Origin of the sequence: Streptococcus sp. k-378 (assembly GCF_013277505.1) — a bacterium.
Lineage (GTDB): Bacteria > Bacillota > Bacilli > Lactobacillales > Streptococcaceae > Streptococcus > Streptococcus pseudopneumoniae.
In genome coordinates, this window is sequence record NZ_VMNC01000034.1 from 6,847 (window position 1) to 23,121 (window position 16,275).

Genomic DNA, 16,275 nt, shown 5'->3' on the forward strand with positions numbered 1-16,275 from the left:
GTGTTTTGAGCAACCTGCGCCTAGCTTTCTAGTTTGCTCTTTGATTTTTATTGAGTATAAGCAGGCAAATTACTTTTGGAGATGAAAAGAAGCAAGCCGAAGTTGGCTTGCTTTTTAAGTTTATTTTTTACCTGACTTGTCCATATTCCAGAAGTCTGTCACGGCTCCGCGTGAAGCAGATGATACGATGTGGGCATATTTACCGAGGACACCACGGCTATAAAGTGGTGGCAAGGTTGTTTCTGCCTTGCGTTTTTCAAGTTCTTCTTGGGATACGGCCATGGAAATTTCTTTGGTATCTTGGTCAACCGTAACGATATCGCCTGTACGAAGGTAGGCAATTGGTCCACCATCCTGAGCTTCAGGAGCGATATGTCCAACAACCAGACCATAAGTACCACCAGAGAAACGTCCATCCGTCAAGAGGGCAACCTTGTCTCCCTGACCTTTACCAACAATCATGGATGAAAGGGACAGCATCTCAGGCATACCAGGACCACCCTTAGGTCCAACGAAACGAACAACGACTACATCGCCATCAACGATTTCATCTGTCAAAACAGCCTGAATGGCATCTTCTTCTGAGTCAAAGACCTTAGCAGGCCCAACGTGACGACGCACTTTAACACCTGATACCTTGGCAACTGCACCGTCAGGAGCAAGGTTTCCGTTCAAGATGATAAGCGGACCGTCCGCACGTTTTGGATTTTCAAGTGGCATGATAACTTTTTGACCTGGTGTGAGGTCTGCAAAGTCAGCCAAGTTCTCAGCAACTGTCTTACCAGTACATGTGATGCGATCTCCATGAAGGAATCCATTTGCCAACAAGTACTTCATAACCGCAGGGACACCACCGACTTCGTAGAGGTCTTGGAAGACATACTGACCAGATGGTTTCAAGTCGGCCAAGTGAGGCACACGCTCTTGGATCGTATTGAAGTCCTCAAGTGACAAGTCAACATTGGCAGCATGGGCAATGGCAAGCAAGTGAAGAGTGGCGTTTGTAGAACCACCGAGAGCCATCGTCACAGTGATGGCATCTTCAAAGGCTTCACGAGTCAAGATATCTGATGGTTTGAGACCAAGCTCCAACATCTTAACAACAGCACGTCCTGCTGCTTCGATATCTTCTTTCTTATCAGCTGATTCAGCTGGGTGAGATGAAGAACCTGGCAAACTCATACCCAAAACTTCGATAGCAGTCGCCATGGTATTAGCAGTATACATACCACCACAGCCACCAGGGCCAGGGCAGGCATTACATTCAAGACGTTTCACGTCCTCAGCTGTCATGTCACCGTGGTTCCATTTTCCGATACCCTCAAAGACAGAAACCAAGTCAATGTCTTTGCCATCAAGATTTCCCGGTGCAATCGTTCCACCATAGGCAAAGACTGCAGGGATATCCATATTGGCAATGGCAATCATAGATCCAGGCATGTTCTTGTCACAGCCACCGATAGCGACGAAGGCATCCACGTTGTGACCACTCATAGCCGCCTCGATGGAGTCCGCGATGATGTCACGAGATGTTAGAGAGAAACGCATACCAGGCGTTCCCATAGCGATCCCGTCTGCTACGGTAATAGTTCCAAACTGTACAGGCCAAGCGCCTGCAGATTTGACACCTTCTTTAGCCAGTTTCCCGAAATCATGCAAGTGAATGTTACATGGTGTATTTTCCGCCCAAGTCGAAATCACTCCCACAATCGGTGTTTCAAAGTCCTTATCTGTCATACCAGTCGCACGAAGCATAGCACGGTTTGGTGATTTTACCATACTGTCATAAATGCTACTGCGGTGACGTTTATCTAATTCAGTCATTTGTTCCCTCCCATTTCAGTTTTTACTATTATAGCACATTTTAAAAGCAATGAACAGAAGAAAATTCTTGAATTTTCAGAAAATTCTATATACATATGAAATATTTAAAACTAAAAACAACAAAGCGGATTAGGGCACTTTCTGATGACCAGAATATGCTTTTTAATCCGCTTTCTTTAAATAACGTACTGTAATTGTTACAAAAATTCTTTCAGAACAGTGTATTTAACATCTATCTTGCATTATAAATTTCTAGAACTTTCTCTTTTATATTCGATTCACTCAAACCATACTCATTAAGAAGATAATCCACTTTCCCTACTTGACCGAATCTTTCTTGAACACCCATCCGATGAATTTTTGTTATTCCATCATCAGAGAATAATTCACATAAAGCACTGCCAATTCCACCTATCTGATTGTGGTTTTCTACAGTAAATATAGTTTTTCCACTTAACATTGTTTTTATCTGTTCTGGTATCGGTTTGATTCTAAATAAATCTACCACACCTACTGAATAACCTAATTTAGACAGTTCATCTGCAACTCGAATACTTGGAGCAACCATTATGCCAGAAGCAACGATTACAAGATCTTCACCATGCCTTAACTCAATGTAGCCTTTAGAAAAATCTTCTCCACCTTGATACACAGGAACTGGAGCTTTTCGAATTGTTCGAATATATTTTAGTCCTTTTAATTCTAATGTCTGGTTCAAGATTTCACGAAATTGGATATCATCAGTTGCTTCGAAAATGATCGATTTAGGAATTAAACGTAACAATCCAATTTCTTCAAATGGCATATGTGTCCCACCATTCATTTCCGCAGTTACTCCTGCATCTGATCCAATAACAGTGGCATCCAATTGTGCGTATCCAAGAGAAATAAATAATTGATCAAATACTCTTCGTGAAGCAAAAGGGCCAAATGTATGAAGATAAGGTCTAAACCCCTGAATAGACAAGCCTGCTGCAAGGCCGACCATTTCTGCTTCCATAATCCCAACATTCACATAACGGTCTCCAAAGTCCTTTTCAAGATTATGAGTAGCCATCGAACTTGACAAATCGGCTTCTAAGACTACTATATCAGAATCACTTTGATTAGCCTCTAAAAGGAAGTCTCTATATACATGCCGTAATTCTTTCGTGCTTCTCATCATTCTGTTTCCTCCAATTCCTGACTTAATCTTTCTACAACTGAAGTTAACATTTGTTTCTCCTCTACAGTAGGGCGAAGATGATGATTGGATTTCATTTCTTCCAGCTCTTGAACCCCTTGACCTTTAATAGTATCTAATACAATGCACTTAGGTGATGAATTATTTGACTGTTTTAATTGGACAATCCCTTCATAAATTTCTCTAATATCTGAACCCTTGACCCTAATGGATTCAAATCCAAATGCTGAAAATTTTTCTACGAAGTCACCTGGATTACAAATATCCTTTGTAAAACCATCTAATTGTTTTTTGTTATCATCAACAAATACAATTAAGTTGGATAACTGTTGCTGAGAAGCAAACTGTATAGCCTCCCAACATTGTCCCTCATTTAACTCACCATCTCCAACAATAGCATAAGTATAAAAGGGACTCTTTCTTATTCTCTGACCATATGCAAGTCCAGTTGCAACACTAATTCCTTGTCCTAAAGAGCCCGTTGTCATATCTATGCCTGGCGTTAGATTTCTATCAGGATGAGACGGTAATTTGGTTCCATTTGTATTTAAAGAATATAAGAATTCTTTGTCAAAGAAACCATTCAAATAGAGTGTACTGTATAGAGCTGGTCCTCCATGACCTTTTGATAATATGAAATAATCTCTATCTCGTGCTGCAAATATTTCTGGAGTCATTGGCATTATTTCACCATAAAGCACTGCTAAAACTTCTACGATAGACAGACTTCCTCCGTAATGTCCGAATCCAAGATGATTCAAGGTTTCAAGAGTATTTAATCGGATGTTAGTCGCAAATTTTCTTAACTCATCTTCTCTATTTTCACTTAAAATCATCCCTTACTCCTCCTTTGCAGATGACTTTTTAATAAAGGATACTCCAAACATAACTGCTAGAATAAGAACAAGACCAATCACAATGCCTGCTTGTGAACCAAATTGATTTAACATTCCTAAAATAATTCCTGATAGACCAAAATCTGCATCTGAGAAAGTTGATCCTTGGAAACCAAGTCCTCCCAAAACTGGCATTAAAAAGACTGGAAGAAAACTGATTAAAATACCTTGTAAAAATGCTCCAATAGTGGCTCCACGAACACCACCAGATGCATTCCCAATGACACCTGCAGTCGCTCCACAGAAGAAATGAGGCACAACGCCTGGTAAGATAACAACCGTTCCTGAAGCAATCATAATTGCCATACTTACTAAACCACCAATAAAACTAGAGATAAATCCAATTAGAACTGCATTGGGTGCATAAGTATAAACAATCGGACAATCCAAAGCAGGTTTTGAATTAGGTACAAGACGCTCTGAAATACCTTTAAAGGCTGGAACAATTTCACCCAAAATAAGGCGAACACCTGCTAAAATAACAAATACCCCTGCTGCAAATTGACCTGCTAATTGTAAAGCATAAACTAGACCACTTGTACCACTACTGATTTCTTTTTCTATATATTCTGACCCTGCAAAGATAGCTACAATAATGTAAATAACTGCCATGGATAAAGTAATACTAACAGTGCTATCACGTAAAAAAGCTAAACTCTTTGGAAATTTAATGTCCTCTGTTGATTTTGATTTGTCACCGATAAGGCTACCAGTAAAACCACTCAACCAATATCCCAAAGAACTGAAATGACCTAAAGCCACCTTGTCATTTCCAGTTAATTGAACCATATATTTTTGCACAAATGCTGGGGAAATACTCATAATAATACCGAGTGCTAATCCTCCTAGTAAGATAAGAGGCAAGCTAGTAAAGCCAGCAACTGATAAAATGACCGCAATCATACATGCCATATATAGAGTGTGGTGCCCTGTTAAAAAAATATATTTAAATCGAGTAAAACGAGCGATTAAGATATTGAACACCATGCCTGCAAACATAATCATTGCAGTAGCTGAGCCATATGTTGTTAAAGCTACAGCTACAATTGCTTCATTATTCGGCACAACGCCAGATAAATGAAAAGCATGCTCAAACATGGTACCAAATGGATTTAAAGAATTTTGTACAATTCCTGCACCACCAGATACAACTAAGAAACCAACAAAGGTCTTAATTCCACCTTTAATAATATCAGGTAATTTCTTCTTCTGAAGAACTAATCCTAAAATTGCAATTAAAGCTACTAAAATAGCTGGTGTACTAACAATATCCAATATGAACTTCATCATGACGCTAGCCTCCTATATAAGTCCTTTTTCTTCACAAAGTTTAGTAATTAATTCTCGTAGTTCATCCATATCAATAATACTATTTAAGATACGAACATCTCCAAGATGACTAGCTGAATCAGCTAGATCACGACCAACAATCCAAATATCAGCTGCATTTGGATCTGCTCCACCTAAATCATAATGTTCAACTTCTACATCTGAAACATTCAAATCACTCAATACAGATTCAATATTCATCTGTACCATAAAACTTGAACCTAATCCTGAACCACAAGCTGTACCAATTTTTAACATTATCTAATCCTCCTGTTTAATTATCATTTTAATGTCATCATAGTTTTTTGATGATATTAAAGTTTGAACATGATTTTTATCTCTTAAAATTGTTGTTAAATGTGACAAAGCCTTTAAATGACTCTCATTATCAATGGCTGCAATACAAATCAACAATCTTACCTCTTGTTCTGGATTATCCAATAAATAAATCGGTTCTTCCAAAACTAACATTGACATTCCTATTTCATTCACACCTTCATCTGGCCGAGCGTGAGGAATTGCTACTCCCTTCCCTAAATTAATAAAAGGCCCAAACTCTTCTACTTTTTGAATCATTGCCTCAGGGTAGTTCTCAGTTATCTTATCTTGATCCAAAAGCGGTTTAGCTGCTAAACGAATCGCCTCCTTCCATCCTAATTTTTGCGAACTAACCTGATAGGTTTCTTTGGTAATAAGTTGTTCTAGCACTGGTACAATTTCCTTTCGATCATTTTTTTGATAAAGATAATTCTTTAACGCCAATCTTAATTCCAATTCTTGTGTAATAATTCCATATTTTTTGACAATATTCAGGATTTGTTCAATCTCAAAATCCCCATACTCTAAATTCGGAAAATCTTTTAACACTAGTTCTACTAGTTGTATTGCTTGCTCTTCAGTCATCATAACCGAAACTAGATAATTTGGCTTTTCTGTCTCCACCTTTATGGTAGAAAAAACCATATCATAGTCACTACTAGCTTTCACCTGTAAATCATCAATCTTTAAGGTTCCTATAAACTCAATTTGAGGAAATAATGCTAATAGATTCTCTTTTAACATCAATGAAGAACTAACACCATTAGGACAAATGATTGCTGCTTTATACCATTTTTGAGGCAAAGTATCTGCTTTCTTTAAATAACCTCCGAAATGGATAACAAAATATGCTGTTTCACTATCAGGTATGGGATTGTCAATAGCGTCCATCAAGGGCATCAAAGAATCTTTGACTAATTCAAATAAATCAGGATAATGTTCTTTAACATGCAATACATATTCATTTGAACTAGGTAGGCCGAACTTTAATCTATAGTAAGCCGGTATAAGGTGGCGGCGAAGATTTTCTCTCAATCCTTCCCTTTGTTTAAAATGTAACAAAGAAATATCTTCCATTCTACTTATAATAGCCTCTGTTAATTGATTAAAGTAAACCGGAGCAACATCTACTTCACCTTCAAAGCAACTTGATAATAAAACGGTGATATAGCGATAATCATCCTCAGAAAACACCGTATCTATAATTCCCAAATCAACCACTGTATCCAATAAAATAGTGGTTATATCTTGAATAACAGGAGATACTAATGTCTCTGAAAGACATACTCTTTCAACATCCCTTTGATACCTACACAGAATGAATACTAAACCGAAAAGGTAAACTTTTAATTGATTAACAATAGGTACTAGCTGTAGCTTCTCATAATAATCTTTAACTACCTGATTTATCAAATCATAAGCTAATGAATACCCCCAACTGGATAAAACATAATCCAAACCCCAAATCCCTATGGAGGATTCCAGCAACTCACTAACCATTTGAAAAGCTAAGCGGTGCTTATTCCACTCTGAACCGTGTAAAGTATAACCTTTTGCTCTACTGTACCCTAGCTCCAAATCATTATCTAACATAATCTTTCTTAATGATTGAATATCAGATAAGGTTGTATTCTTACTTACTTTCAAAAAGTCTTGGTAATGATTATTCGATATAAAATCTAATCGGCAAAAAGTGTAAAGATAGATTAAAGCTAAGCGAGTCGACTTTGGTAAAACCAATTCATCCGACTTAATAATATCTGTCAAAGACTGCTTCGTACGATTTGATAAACTATAGCGACCTTGTTTTTTATCCAGCACTATCCCTTTATTAGCTAGATAAGGCACTAAATAATCTATTCCTTCTTTGACTTCCTTTATAGGTAAGCTCACCTTAACAGATAATTCATATAATGATAGCTCACAATGATCCATCAAAGTCATCAAAATAACTAGTGCTCTATAATCAAACATTTCTCTTCCTTTCTAACTACAATTATAGTGTAAAAGTTATAAGAATAAAAGAGTATTTGAGCACAATATAATCTCACCTTTTAAAAGAAATTATTGGGCTGAAAGTTTTTAGTGATTATTTTCAACTTTCTATTGACTTTTAAAAACAAAGTGATATCATTTAGATATCAAATAATGGGAATGGTTGAAACGACACTGGAACGGCTCAATGAAGGGGAATTGGTAGAGATTGACGAAGAACGAAAAGCTGCCATGGTTTCAAATCTCCTTGTCGTTCTTTGTGGCAATCATGATGCACAACCAATTGTCAACACGGGAAGTCTTTACTAAAGATGGTTGAAGCTAAAAAAAAGCAGATCCCCCTTCGACTCTCAACAAAGTTATACGCTGCACTCACATCATGGGCAGAAGATGACTTTCGTTCAGTCAATGGGCAAATCGAATATCTCCTCACAGAATGTGTCAAACAACGGAAGAAAGACGGAAAATACGTATCAGAAACCATTGACGAACCATTTGAAATTGATATTTAACACCTTCTCCTGTCTGCTAGGTCTGACAGGAGAATTTTTTCATCTTTTTTTGTCAAGTAACTTTACTTTACAAAAAAAATGTGTTATCCTAGTATGGTTGATGAAAATCAGTAGATTGAATCGAATATAAATACCTAAAGGAGAAATCAAAATGGCAGTACCTGCACGTCGCACTTCAAAAGCGAAGAAAAACAAACGTCGTACACACTACAAAGTAACAGCTCCATCTGTAAACTTTGACGAAACTACTGGAGATTACTCACGTTCTCACCGTGTATCACTTAAAGGATACTACAAAGGACGTAAAATCGCTAAAGCTGCATCAGCTGAATAATAGAAGGGAGATACCATGCGCGTAAATATTACACTTGAACACAAAGAATCTGGTGAACGCTTGTACCTTACTTCTAAAAACAAACGTAACACTCCAGACCGTCTTCAATTGAAGAAATACTCACCAAAACTTCGCAAACACGTTGTGTTTACAGAAGTGAAGTAAGCATTCAATACGAATCAATACAGAAGAAAAACGCTGATTCAAGCGTTTTTTCTTTTTGTTAATTTCAGTACATTGCAATGAGAATCATTCGAATGACTACATTATTGATAATATTTGTTAAGCCATCAAAAGTAATTAACATTTCATAACGAGTAATCCTATTTAAACTCGTCTCACTATCTATTTTTTCTTATCTCTGTGTTATAATGAAATAAAACAAACATTTATATTCCGTTTTTAGTATCTCATTAAAATTGTTCAACATTAATCCTTTCAATCTATACTTAATGAAGATACACACTTTTAATCAAACTTAAACTCTAAAAATATTTACATTACTATTTTAAAAAATATCATAAAATCAAAGATTTAAATTGACAATCCAGTTTACTTTTTTACTTGATTTTCATATACTTGTCAATATACCTTAGAAATATAATTCAAGTACAGGTTATAGTCACTCACTACATTGGCTTTCTATAATAAAAATATTGAGAAAAAATTTTAATAGGAATTATAAACATGAATAATACATTTAAAAACATACCTAAACCCTATTTACCAGAAAAACTTCCATTTGACTATACTTCAATATATACAGATCCACAAATAATTAGATTAGTTTCTAAAGCAGGTATAGCTATTGGAACCTATGAAGGATTTTTAGCATCTATTATCAATCCAATGCTACTAATTTCACCATTGCTCAGCCAAGAAGCCGTCCTTTCCTCAAAACTTGAAGGTACTCATGCAACTCTAGAAGACCTACTAAATTACGAAGCAGGTAATAAGGTTGATATAGAACGTGATGAACTACATGAAATTATTAATTATCGAAAAGCACTTTTTTATGCTCTCGAAAATATTACTACAATTAATGACAATAACTCTAGAGGGTTACCATTATCTAATAGAATAATAAAAGAGATGCATAAAATTCTATTGGATAACGTTAGAGGAAGCAGCAAGAATCCAGGAAATTTTAAAAGAACTCAAAATTACATTGGAAGTAGAGCAACTATCTCTTACACACCAATTCCGCCAGAACAAACTACGGAGTATATGTCCAATTTAGAACAATATATGCATCATGATGATTTAGACTTATTAGTTCAATCAGCTATTGTACATGCTCAATTTGAAATGATTCATCCATTCGAAGATGGTAATGGTCGAATAGGAAGATTGTTAATCCCACTGTTTCTTTACTACCAAGAATTGCTATCTTATCCTACATTTTACATGAGTTCATATTTTGAAAGTGATCGATCACTATATATCTCTCATTTATCAAACATCTCTAAAAATAATAACTGGAAAGATTGGTTTAAATACTATTTGGAAGGAGTAATTTTCTCAGCAGAAGAGAGTACAAAAAAGGCACAGGATATCTTAAACCTTTATAATAAGATGAAAGAAGAAATAATACCAAAATTGAATTCTGTCTCTGGTATTCAACTTCTTGATTTCATTTTCTCTTCTCCAATTTTTAAAGCAAAACAAGTCAGCAAACACCTTAGTATCTCTGAACGTACGGTATATACATTATTAAATAAATTAATTGATGAAGAATTTCTTTCAACAGACTCTGCTCAAAGAAATCGTACTTACTTTTGTCCACACCTGCTAAGAATAGTTCAATAATTTTATATTGAAGCTCATCTTCGTTTTGCTTCACTTCTACTTTCTTTCGTGAAGTAAAAACGGAATTTGCTTCATTAAAGAAAGATTAGGTGAAGCAAATCCCGTTTTTACTTCACGAAAATAATACACACTTTACTTATTTTGTTTTAGAAAAATAACATCACTTCTCAAAAAGTTAGTCATTATCTTTATGTTAAGGATTAAATTCTGTATTTGATAGGACTGAATCCTTTTAGTTTAGTTCTAATTCGATTTTTACTTAGATAATCAATAACAAAAATGACAATAGATTTTCTACTGTCATTTTATTTTTCTAAATTTTTAGCAGAGTATTCTCACAAGTCTCTAAATCTCTTTCAACTTTTCGAGATAGGCGGTTAATTCTGCTTGTGCTTCTGGTGTTGTACCTACTAGCTGGCTGCGCATGTGTGCGAGTCTGGCTTCTACCTCTCCAATCTCTTTATCAATCTCTGCGAGCTGGTCTGCGAGGTCGGCTAGAGGAACAACGGGTTCTTCCTCAAAGGTATCAACATAGCGTGGAATGTTGAGGTTGTAGTCATTTTCGACAATCTCTTCAAAGCTGGCTAGATGGGCAAATTTCTCGACATTCTCGCGTTTTTGATAGGTCTCCAAAATCTTGGCAATATGGTCTTCTGTCATATTGTTTTGATTTTTCCCTTTTTCAAACTCTTTTGAGGCATCGATAAAGAAGACATCCTTATTGGTGCGATTCTTTTTAAGGATAATAATGGTTGTCGGGATAGAGGTATTGTAGAAGATATTTGCTGGCAAGCCGATAACTGTATCAATAGCGCCTTCTTCTAGCAGGTGTTGGCGAATCTTTTGCTCGGCTGCTCCTCGAAAGAGAACTCCGTGAGGAAGGACAATAGCCATAACCCCATTGTGCTTGAGGTGGTAAAAACCGTGAAGAAGGAAGGCAAAATCTGCTTTGGACTTAGGTGCCAGAACTCCATAACTTGAAAAGCGAGGATCTTGCAAGAATCCACTATCTGCTGACCACTTCAGCGAATAGGGTGGGTTCATCAAAACCCCATCAAAGTCTGTCGGCTCCGTAGTCGGCCAATCTTCGTCTAGGGTGTCGTGATTGCTGAGGTGATAGTTCTCAATCGCAACTCCATGAAGCATCATATTCATACGAGCAAGGTTGAAGGTCGAAGTAATCAATTCTTGACCGTAGTAAGAAATCGTCGAAGCTTCCTTACTATAGCGCTTGGCATTAAGCAAGAGGGAACCAGAACCCATGGTCGGGTCGTAAACCGACATGCCCTTTTGATGCTCCCGCCCTGCAAAGACAACCTGAGTCATGAGGTGAGAGACTGCTTGAGGTGTATAGAACTCTCCAGCTTTTTTACCAGAATCACTGGCAAACTGGCCAATCAAGTACTCATAAGCATCACCCAAGATATCACCAGCATGACCAGAGACATTGAGGTCGTTGAGCTGTTTCATAACCTCAGAGATGGTCTTGTTTTGCTTTTGTGGGGTATTACCTAGTTTTTTGGCATAGAGGTCGATATCTTCGAAGAGATTTTCAAATTTTTCATTGGCCTGCTCGATATCACGGAAACTTTGGGCTAGGGATTCTAGCTGGAAGGTTCCTTCATGGATAGACTGGACCAGCTTGGTAAAGGTCAGAGAAGGCTCAATCACATAGCCTAGCTCGTCATTTAAGACCTCGATGAGGTCTTCACGGACATCTGCATCCGCAAAGTTTTCCTCATAGAGAAGCTGTGCTTGCTGGAAGGACTCAAAGGTCTCGTCCAAGTTATCACAGACGGCTTGGAGGATGTTGTCGGATAGGTACTTGTAGAAAATCAAGCCCAAGAGGTAGGACTTGTATTCATTAGCTTCCATCTGGCCACGCAGGATATCTGCCGCATTCCAGAGGGATTGGTAGAGTTCTCTTGATAAATCTGTTTGTGACATAGGGTCTCCTATCAATTTATGTTGTTAGTAGTATTCCATGTTTTAAAATATTTTTCTTTTTTATATTTTCCTTAAATAGTGCGGACGGGAGCAACTTCCTTCGGAATTTCATCCCTAATTTTTGAGCCCAGAGTCTCAAAAATCCCGTCCTATACAATAACTTTGTTATTGTATAGGATACCACCATGGCGGAAAATATCCTCTAAAAGCTCACTTCGTTCGCGCTCATTTTACAATAAACTCTTTTAAAACTAATTACTGGGCTTTTTGTGGTCTTTGTATCTTAGATAAACATTTTTCTGAGTAGGGTTTGTTTGCATTCTTTGAGTTGATTGACTTTTTCCTCTTGCTTGGCAATGGCCTTGTCTAAGTCTTGGAAGAAAGAACCGATAGCTTCTTGTTCAGGGAGGGAAGGGAAGTAAACACTAAAATTTTCTACAGATGACCTAGAGATATTTAACTGAGACATCCCTGCACCTTGAGATTTAAAATAATATTGATTTGAGTTGATATATGAGTACAGAAACTCTGAATTTGAATTGAGTCGTGGTCTTAGCAATGCAACCCTCTGATTCAGGACAAATTTATTACTTTCAGGTATAATAGCAACTCTTCCAAGTAGATTCCCATGAGCCACATCACTTAGCACCATGACTAAATCTCCTTTTTCAAGTGTTTCATCAGCTTTGTCAATAAACTTACCAGAGTGCTTTAATCCACCATCTATACTAATTGAATTTAAATTAATTAATTCGTAACTACCAGAATCAGATTGTCTATCCTCATATCCTTTACCATTTTTATAATCTGCACTTTCCCCCAACTTCACTTCCTTCCAGTCATCTTCAAATCCTGCGAAGCGAAGGGCTGGTTTGGTTTGTCCTTTGGCTGGGAAGAGGAGCTTGAGGTAGGTTTTCTTCTGCTCTTTGAGCACCTCTAACTTACGCTGTTGAAGGCTAATGAGCTGGTCAATATCTTGGAAGAAAGAACCAATGGCAGTTTGCTCTGGGAGGGAGGGGAGGGATAATAAAAAATTAGCATATTCTTTAGCATTTACACCCGGTTGCCCCGACCTTTGTGATGTAATATCTACATACTTCTTAAAATTTTTTGTTAGTGTATTTTGAAAAATAAATTTATAATCATTATCTTCTTTTATCCTAGCTCTTATTAAGAATCCTGCAAAAAATACAACACCATCAGTTTTTTTATAGTAGTATGTTTTTCCTGTGCTAGCTCCAGTTCTTGTAAATAATATATCTCCTTCATATAATAAATAATCACTGGATTCGTCAATTTTAACATCAGGAGATGTCAGATTCGTTTTTAAAAACTCATTACTAAAGTCATCAATATCAGTGATGCGTATATACTTATTCACACCATCAAATTCTTTAGCTGAAGCGTTTAACCCATAGTCAAAACTCTCCGCAACCTCTCCCAATTTCTTCTCTTCCCAAGGTTCAGTATGTCCCACAAAGCGATAACTTGGTTGTTTTGTCATATATCTCCTCCAACTATTTCATCTTTATTTGTATCTATAAATTGCAATTGATAAGCTTTATGAGCACCCCATGCCTTAAGTACTTTCTTAATAGTATATTCATACTTCTTATCAAACTGGTCTATATAAATGCTCACATCCGGTGCCTGTTTAAAGATTTCTTTAAAGTATAGAGCATCTACTCCATTCTCATCCCGAATACCAAAACCAATGAAGTAAATTTCTTTGATAGAACTTAAACTTTTGAAAAAGTAGTCGTGTTTTCTAAGTTGCTGATGGACGGGCTTTCTAGTCAAATAAACTAAATTATGAAGAAAGTCACGTACCTCAGTTGGGTTATTTTGTCTAAATTTATCATAAGAATCCATTTCACGATTATGTCCAAATATTAGTTTATCTTCAGAAATACTTCCATGTATATGACATATTTGTTCAGAATTTATACCGTAGAAATCCTCTAATAACATACTATAATTAAAAGTTAAAAAGTAGGCATTTTTATTGTGTTCAACAGATTTCTTTCGTTTTAGTTTTTTTAGATTAGTAGGCATATTATCCCAGTCAAGAATAAAACATTGAACCCATTCCCTAAATAAGTTTTCAATGTCTGCTCTTAGAAATTTTTCAAGAATCGTTGCCAGTTCCTCAGAATATGTTTCTAAATTTTCCAAGATACAAGATGGCGGTATAATTTTCACCTCATTTATCCAACCTAAATCACGCTCCAACTGAGACCAAAAATTTTCTAATCCCATTAATTGCATCATATGTCGATAAATAAATTGATACCGTTCATGTTTATCTAACTGACCATTTCTAATTTTAGGCAGAGAATATCCATATATGTCTCTCAACTCATCTTCATTAACATATCGATGTTGTTCTTGAATTTCAATATCCTTTTCCCTAAAAAAGTCGCAAATTCCCTTTGATGTTTGCAACGACTCTAACAACTCATCTTTCCCATAAGCCTGCTGATAAACAAACTTCTTGAAATATAGATAATTCGTCTTCAAATCATGCGCCATATCAAAACCATTTCCGATAATAAATAATTTCTCCACTCTATCCCTCCTCTCTATTACTCAATTTTCTCATTTCTACACTTTAGATTTTCTTTTTTTGATGTCTATTCTTCAATTTTACCTATTTTTGCACTTTAGGATGTCTATCTGTCATTCCTATTGTTCAATTTTGGCCTTTTTTGCACTTTAGATCAGCAACTTCGCCATTCTATTCTTCAATTTTTCCTATTTTGAAACAATAGAAGGGCTGGTTTTGTGATATAATGTTAAAAAACGTTGAAATGCGAGGATGACTACATATGAACTATAGAGAACTTAGAAAAATCTACTACAGTCATCGTGACCAGTATGAGGAAGAGTATCAACTACGCATACAGGGATACAGCTCCATTAGGACATCTCTTTATCCTCATTTAATGCAACGCGATACTGTCAAAACAAGCCAATACCCTCTATTTGTTACCCTGCATCTTGGGCTTTCCCAACTGATGGAAACTATCTCACAGCAGTCTCAACGAATTAGCGAAATAGCTGGTACCCTCCCCAAGATTGCCCACGATCAGTTTTATAAAGAACAACTCTACCAATCGATTATTTCCACAAATGAGATTGAGGGTATCCATACAACTCGTAAAGAGTTGGTCGATGTGGAAAAACTCCTAGAGGAAGACCCCTACAAGACCGAACAAATCAAACATCTTTCCACCTTGCGAATGTACCAACAAATCCTTAAGGATGAATTTCTCCAAATCCAATCGCTTGAAGATATCAGAGGGATTTATGACCAATTAACACAAGGAGAAATCTCGCCAGAGGATGAACTCGATGGAGAGTTTTTTAGACAGAAATCGGTCTTTATCCAAGACGACAAGACTGGCAAAGTCATCTATATCCCACCTCAAAAGGAGGAACAGATTCAGGTTATGCTGACAGAGTGGATTCGTTTTATCAACGACCATTCTATCCCAAACCTTATCAAGGCTTGTGCTGGACACTATTTTTTTGAAAATATTCATCCCTTCTATGACGGTAACGGTCGGACAGGACGCTATATCCTTGCCAAGTACTTGTCTAGAAAACTCGATAAATTTTCAGGGTTAGTTTTGTCCCAACAAATCAATCACCATAAGCAAGACTATTATAAGGCTTTTAGGAATACTGGCGATCATCTCAACCGTGCCGATGCTACCTTCTTCGTTGAAACCTTGTTGACTTTTATCAAGGAAGGACAGGAAAACATTATCCAAACCCTCCTTGAAAAACAAGAGCAACTGCATCGCTATAAAGTTAAGATAGAGCAAACAGAAGGGCTGGAGGAAGTCGAGAAATACATCTTGTTTCTCCTCGCTCAGTCCAAGCTCTTTGTCGATGATAAGAGAGATGGCATAGAAGATAGAAGCATCATCCAACTGGCCAATCAGTCCAACCATCATTACTCTAAGAAAAAGATCAAGGATGCTTTCTTGCATCTTGAAGAGAGGGGAATTTTGACCCTAATTGGTCGAAAACCTTCCCAACATTATCTTTCTGACTATTTTTAATACTCAATGAAAATCAAAGAGCAAACTAGGAAACTAGCTGCAGGCTGCTCAAAACACT

General features: G+C 36.7%; 14 protein-coding genes and 1 pseudogene. 6 read left to right on the forward strand and 9 right to left on the reverse strand.

The window, feature by feature from the left end:
* Positions 1 to 120: 120 nt before the first annotated feature.
* From ilvD to HT719_RS04080, 6 genes are all read right to left on the reverse strand, one after another.
* Positions 121 to 1,824, reverse strand: a complete 1,704-nt coding sequence (gene ilvD / locus HT719_RS04055; protein WP_119947812.1) for a dihydroxy-acid dehydratase — start codon at positions 1,822 to 1,824, stop codon at positions 121 to 123.
* Between the two features lie 232 nt (positions 1,825 to 2,056).
* Positions 2,057 to 2,989, reverse strand: coding sequence for a transketolase family protein (locus HT719_RS04060; protein WP_172928335.1), 933 nt, complete (start codon positions 2,987 to 2,989; stop codon positions 2,057 to 2,059).
* Positions 2,986 to 3,843, reverse strand: coding sequence for a transketolase (locus tag HT719_RS04065; protein ID WP_054392982.1), 858 nt, complete (start codon positions 3,841 to 3,843; stop codon positions 2,986 to 2,988). Before HT719_RS04065 ends, HT719_RS04060 begins: the two co-directional genes overlap by 4 nt.
* 3 nt (positions 3,844 to 3,846) lie before the next feature.
* Positions 3,847 to 5,193: a PTS ascorbate transporter subunit IIC gene (locus HT719_RS04070; protein ID WP_000975295.1), complete on the reverse strand. Its 1,347-nt coding sequence runs from the start codon at positions 5,191 to 5,193 to the stop codon at positions 3,847 to 3,849.
* Positions 5,194 to 5,205: 12 nt separating this feature from the next.
* Positions 5,206 to 5,490, reverse strand: a complete 285-nt coding sequence (locus HT719_RS04075; RefSeq protein WP_000912476.1) for a PTS sugar transporter subunit IIB — start codon at positions 5,488 to 5,490, stop codon at positions 5,206 to 5,208.
* Between the two features lie 3 nt (positions 5,491 to 5,493).
* On the reverse strand, positions 5,494 to 7,524 hold the full coding sequence (locus tag HT719_RS04080) for a BglG family transcription antiterminator (RefSeq protein WP_172928337.1): 2,031 nt from the start codon (positions 7,522 to 7,524) through the stop codon (positions 5,494 to 5,496).
* A 174-nt stretch (positions 7,525 to 7,698) separates the two neighbouring features.
* Between HT719_RS04080 and HT719_RS04085 the strand changes: the two are divergent.
* The 5 genes and pseudogenes from HT719_RS04085 to HT719_RS04105 form a co-directional block, all read left to right on the forward strand.
* Positions 7,699 to 7,854, forward strand: a pseudogene (locus tag HT719_RS04085) (hypothetical protein); the annotation flags it as partial.
* A gap of 2 nt (positions 7,855 to 7,856) precedes the next feature.
* Complete coding sequence (locus HT719_RS04090; protein WP_000228848.1) at positions 7,857 to 8,057, forward strand: PTS ascorbate transporter subunit IIC; 201 nt, start codon at positions 7,857 to 7,859, stop codon at positions 8,055 to 8,057.
* 151 nt (positions 8,058 to 8,208) lie between these two features.
* Positions 8,209 to 8,391 carry a 50S ribosomal protein L32 gene (gene rpmF / locus HT719_RS04095; RefSeq protein ID WP_000290417.1) on the forward strand — a complete coding sequence of 61 codons (183 nt, stop codon included), beginning with the start codon at positions 8,209 to 8,211 and terminating at the stop codon, positions 8,389 to 8,391.
* 15 nt (positions 8,392 to 8,406) lie between these two features.
* Positions 8,407 to 8,556, forward strand: a complete 150-nt coding sequence (rpmG, locus tag HT719_RS04100) for a 50S ribosomal protein L33 (protein WP_001265622.1) — start codon at positions 8,407 to 8,409, stop codon at positions 8,554 to 8,556.
* A gap of 522 nt (positions 8,557 to 9,078) precedes the next feature.
* Positions 9,079 to 10,200: a Fic family protein gene (locus HT719_RS04105; RefSeq protein WP_172928339.1), complete on the forward strand. Its 1,122-nt coding sequence runs from the start codon at positions 9,079 to 9,081 to the stop codon at positions 10,198 to 10,200.
* 345 nt (positions 10,201 to 10,545) lie between these two features.
* Here the strand turns inward: HT719_RS04105 and HT719_RS04110 are convergent, their stop codons facing one another.
* The 3 genes from HT719_RS04110 to HT719_RS04120 form a co-directional block, all read right to left on the reverse strand.
* The gene (locus tag HT719_RS04110; protein WP_172928341.1) at positions 10,546 to 12,147 is read right to left on the reverse strand and encodes a type I restriction-modification system subunit M; all 1,602 of its coding nucleotides are present in this window, start codon (positions 12,145 to 12,147) and stop codon (positions 10,546 to 10,548) included.
* Positions 12,148 to 12,430: 283 nt separating this feature from the next.
* Positions 12,431 to 13,651, reverse strand: a complete 1,221-nt coding sequence (locus tag HT719_RS04115) for a restriction endonuclease subunit S (protein ID WP_172928343.1) — start codon at positions 13,649 to 13,651, stop codon at positions 12,431 to 12,433.
* Complete coding sequence (locus HT719_RS04120) at positions 13,648 to 14,715, reverse strand: AbiH family protein (protein WP_172928344.1); 1,068 nt, start codon at positions 14,713 to 14,715, stop codon at positions 13,648 to 13,650. The genes HT719_RS04115 and HT719_RS04120 overlap by 4 nt, the downstream gene beginning before the upstream one ends.
* A gap of 260 nt (positions 14,716 to 14,975) precedes the next feature.
* Between HT719_RS04120 and HT719_RS04125 the strand changes: the two genes are divergently transcribed.
* Positions 14,976 to 16,217: a Fic family protein gene (locus HT719_RS04125; protein WP_172928345.1), complete on the forward strand. Its 1,242-nt coding sequence runs from the start codon at positions 14,976 to 14,978 to the stop codon at positions 16,215 to 16,217.
* The last annotated feature ends 58 nt before the right edge of the window (positions 16,218 to 16,275 follow it).

Bases quoted from the DNA above. Each gene is read 5' to 3' on its own strand.
- HT719_RS04090 (WP_000228848.1), top strand. From the start codon at position 7,857: ATGGTTGAAGCTAAAAAAAAGCAGATCCCCCTTCGACTCTCAACAAAG.
- HT719_RS04125 (WP_172928345.1), top strand. From the start codon at position 14,976: ATGAACTATAGAGAACTTAGAAAAATCTACTACAGTCATCGTGACCAG.
- HT719_RS04110 (WP_172928341.1), bottom strand. From the start codon at position 12,147: ATGTCACAAACAGATTTATCAAGAGAACTCTACCAATCCCTCTGGAAT.
- HT719_RS04115 (WP_172928343.1), bottom strand. From the start codon at position 13,651: ATGACAAAACAACCAAGTTATCGCTTTGTGGGACATACTGAACCTTGG.
- HT719_RS04065 (WP_054392982.1), bottom strand. From the start codon at position 3,843: ATGATTTTAAGTGAAAATAGAGAAGATGAGTTAAGAAAATTTGCGACT.
- HT719_RS04080 (WP_172928337.1), bottom strand. From the start codon at position 7,524: ATGTTTGATTATAGAGCACTAGTTATTTTGATGACTTTGATGGATCAT.
- HT719_RS04075 (WP_000912476.1), bottom strand. From the start codon at position 5,490: ATGTTAAAAATTGGTACAGCTTGTGGTTCAGGATTAGGTTCAAGTTTT.
- HT719_RS04105 (WP_172928339.1), top strand. From the start codon at position 9,079: ATGAATAATACATTTAAAAACATACCTAAACCCTATTTACCAGAAAAA.
- ilvD (WP_119947812.1), bottom strand. From the start codon at position 1,824: ATGACTGAATTAGATAAACGTCACCGCAGTAGCATTTATGACAGTATG.
- rpmG (WP_001265622.1), top strand. From the start codon at position 8,407: ATGCGCGTAAATATTACACTTGAACACAAAGAATCTGGTGAACGCTTG.
- HT719_RS04070 (WP_000975295.1), bottom strand. From the start codon at position 5,193: ATGATGAAGTTCATATTGGATATTGTTAGTACACCAGCTATTTTAGTA.
- rpmF (WP_000290417.1), top strand. From the start codon at position 8,209: ATGGCAGTACCTGCACGTCGCACTTCAAAAGCGAAGAAAAACAAACGT.
- HT719_RS04060 (WP_172928335.1), bottom strand. From the start codon at position 2,989: ATGATGAGAAGCACGAAAGAATTACGGCATGTATATAGAGACTTCCTT.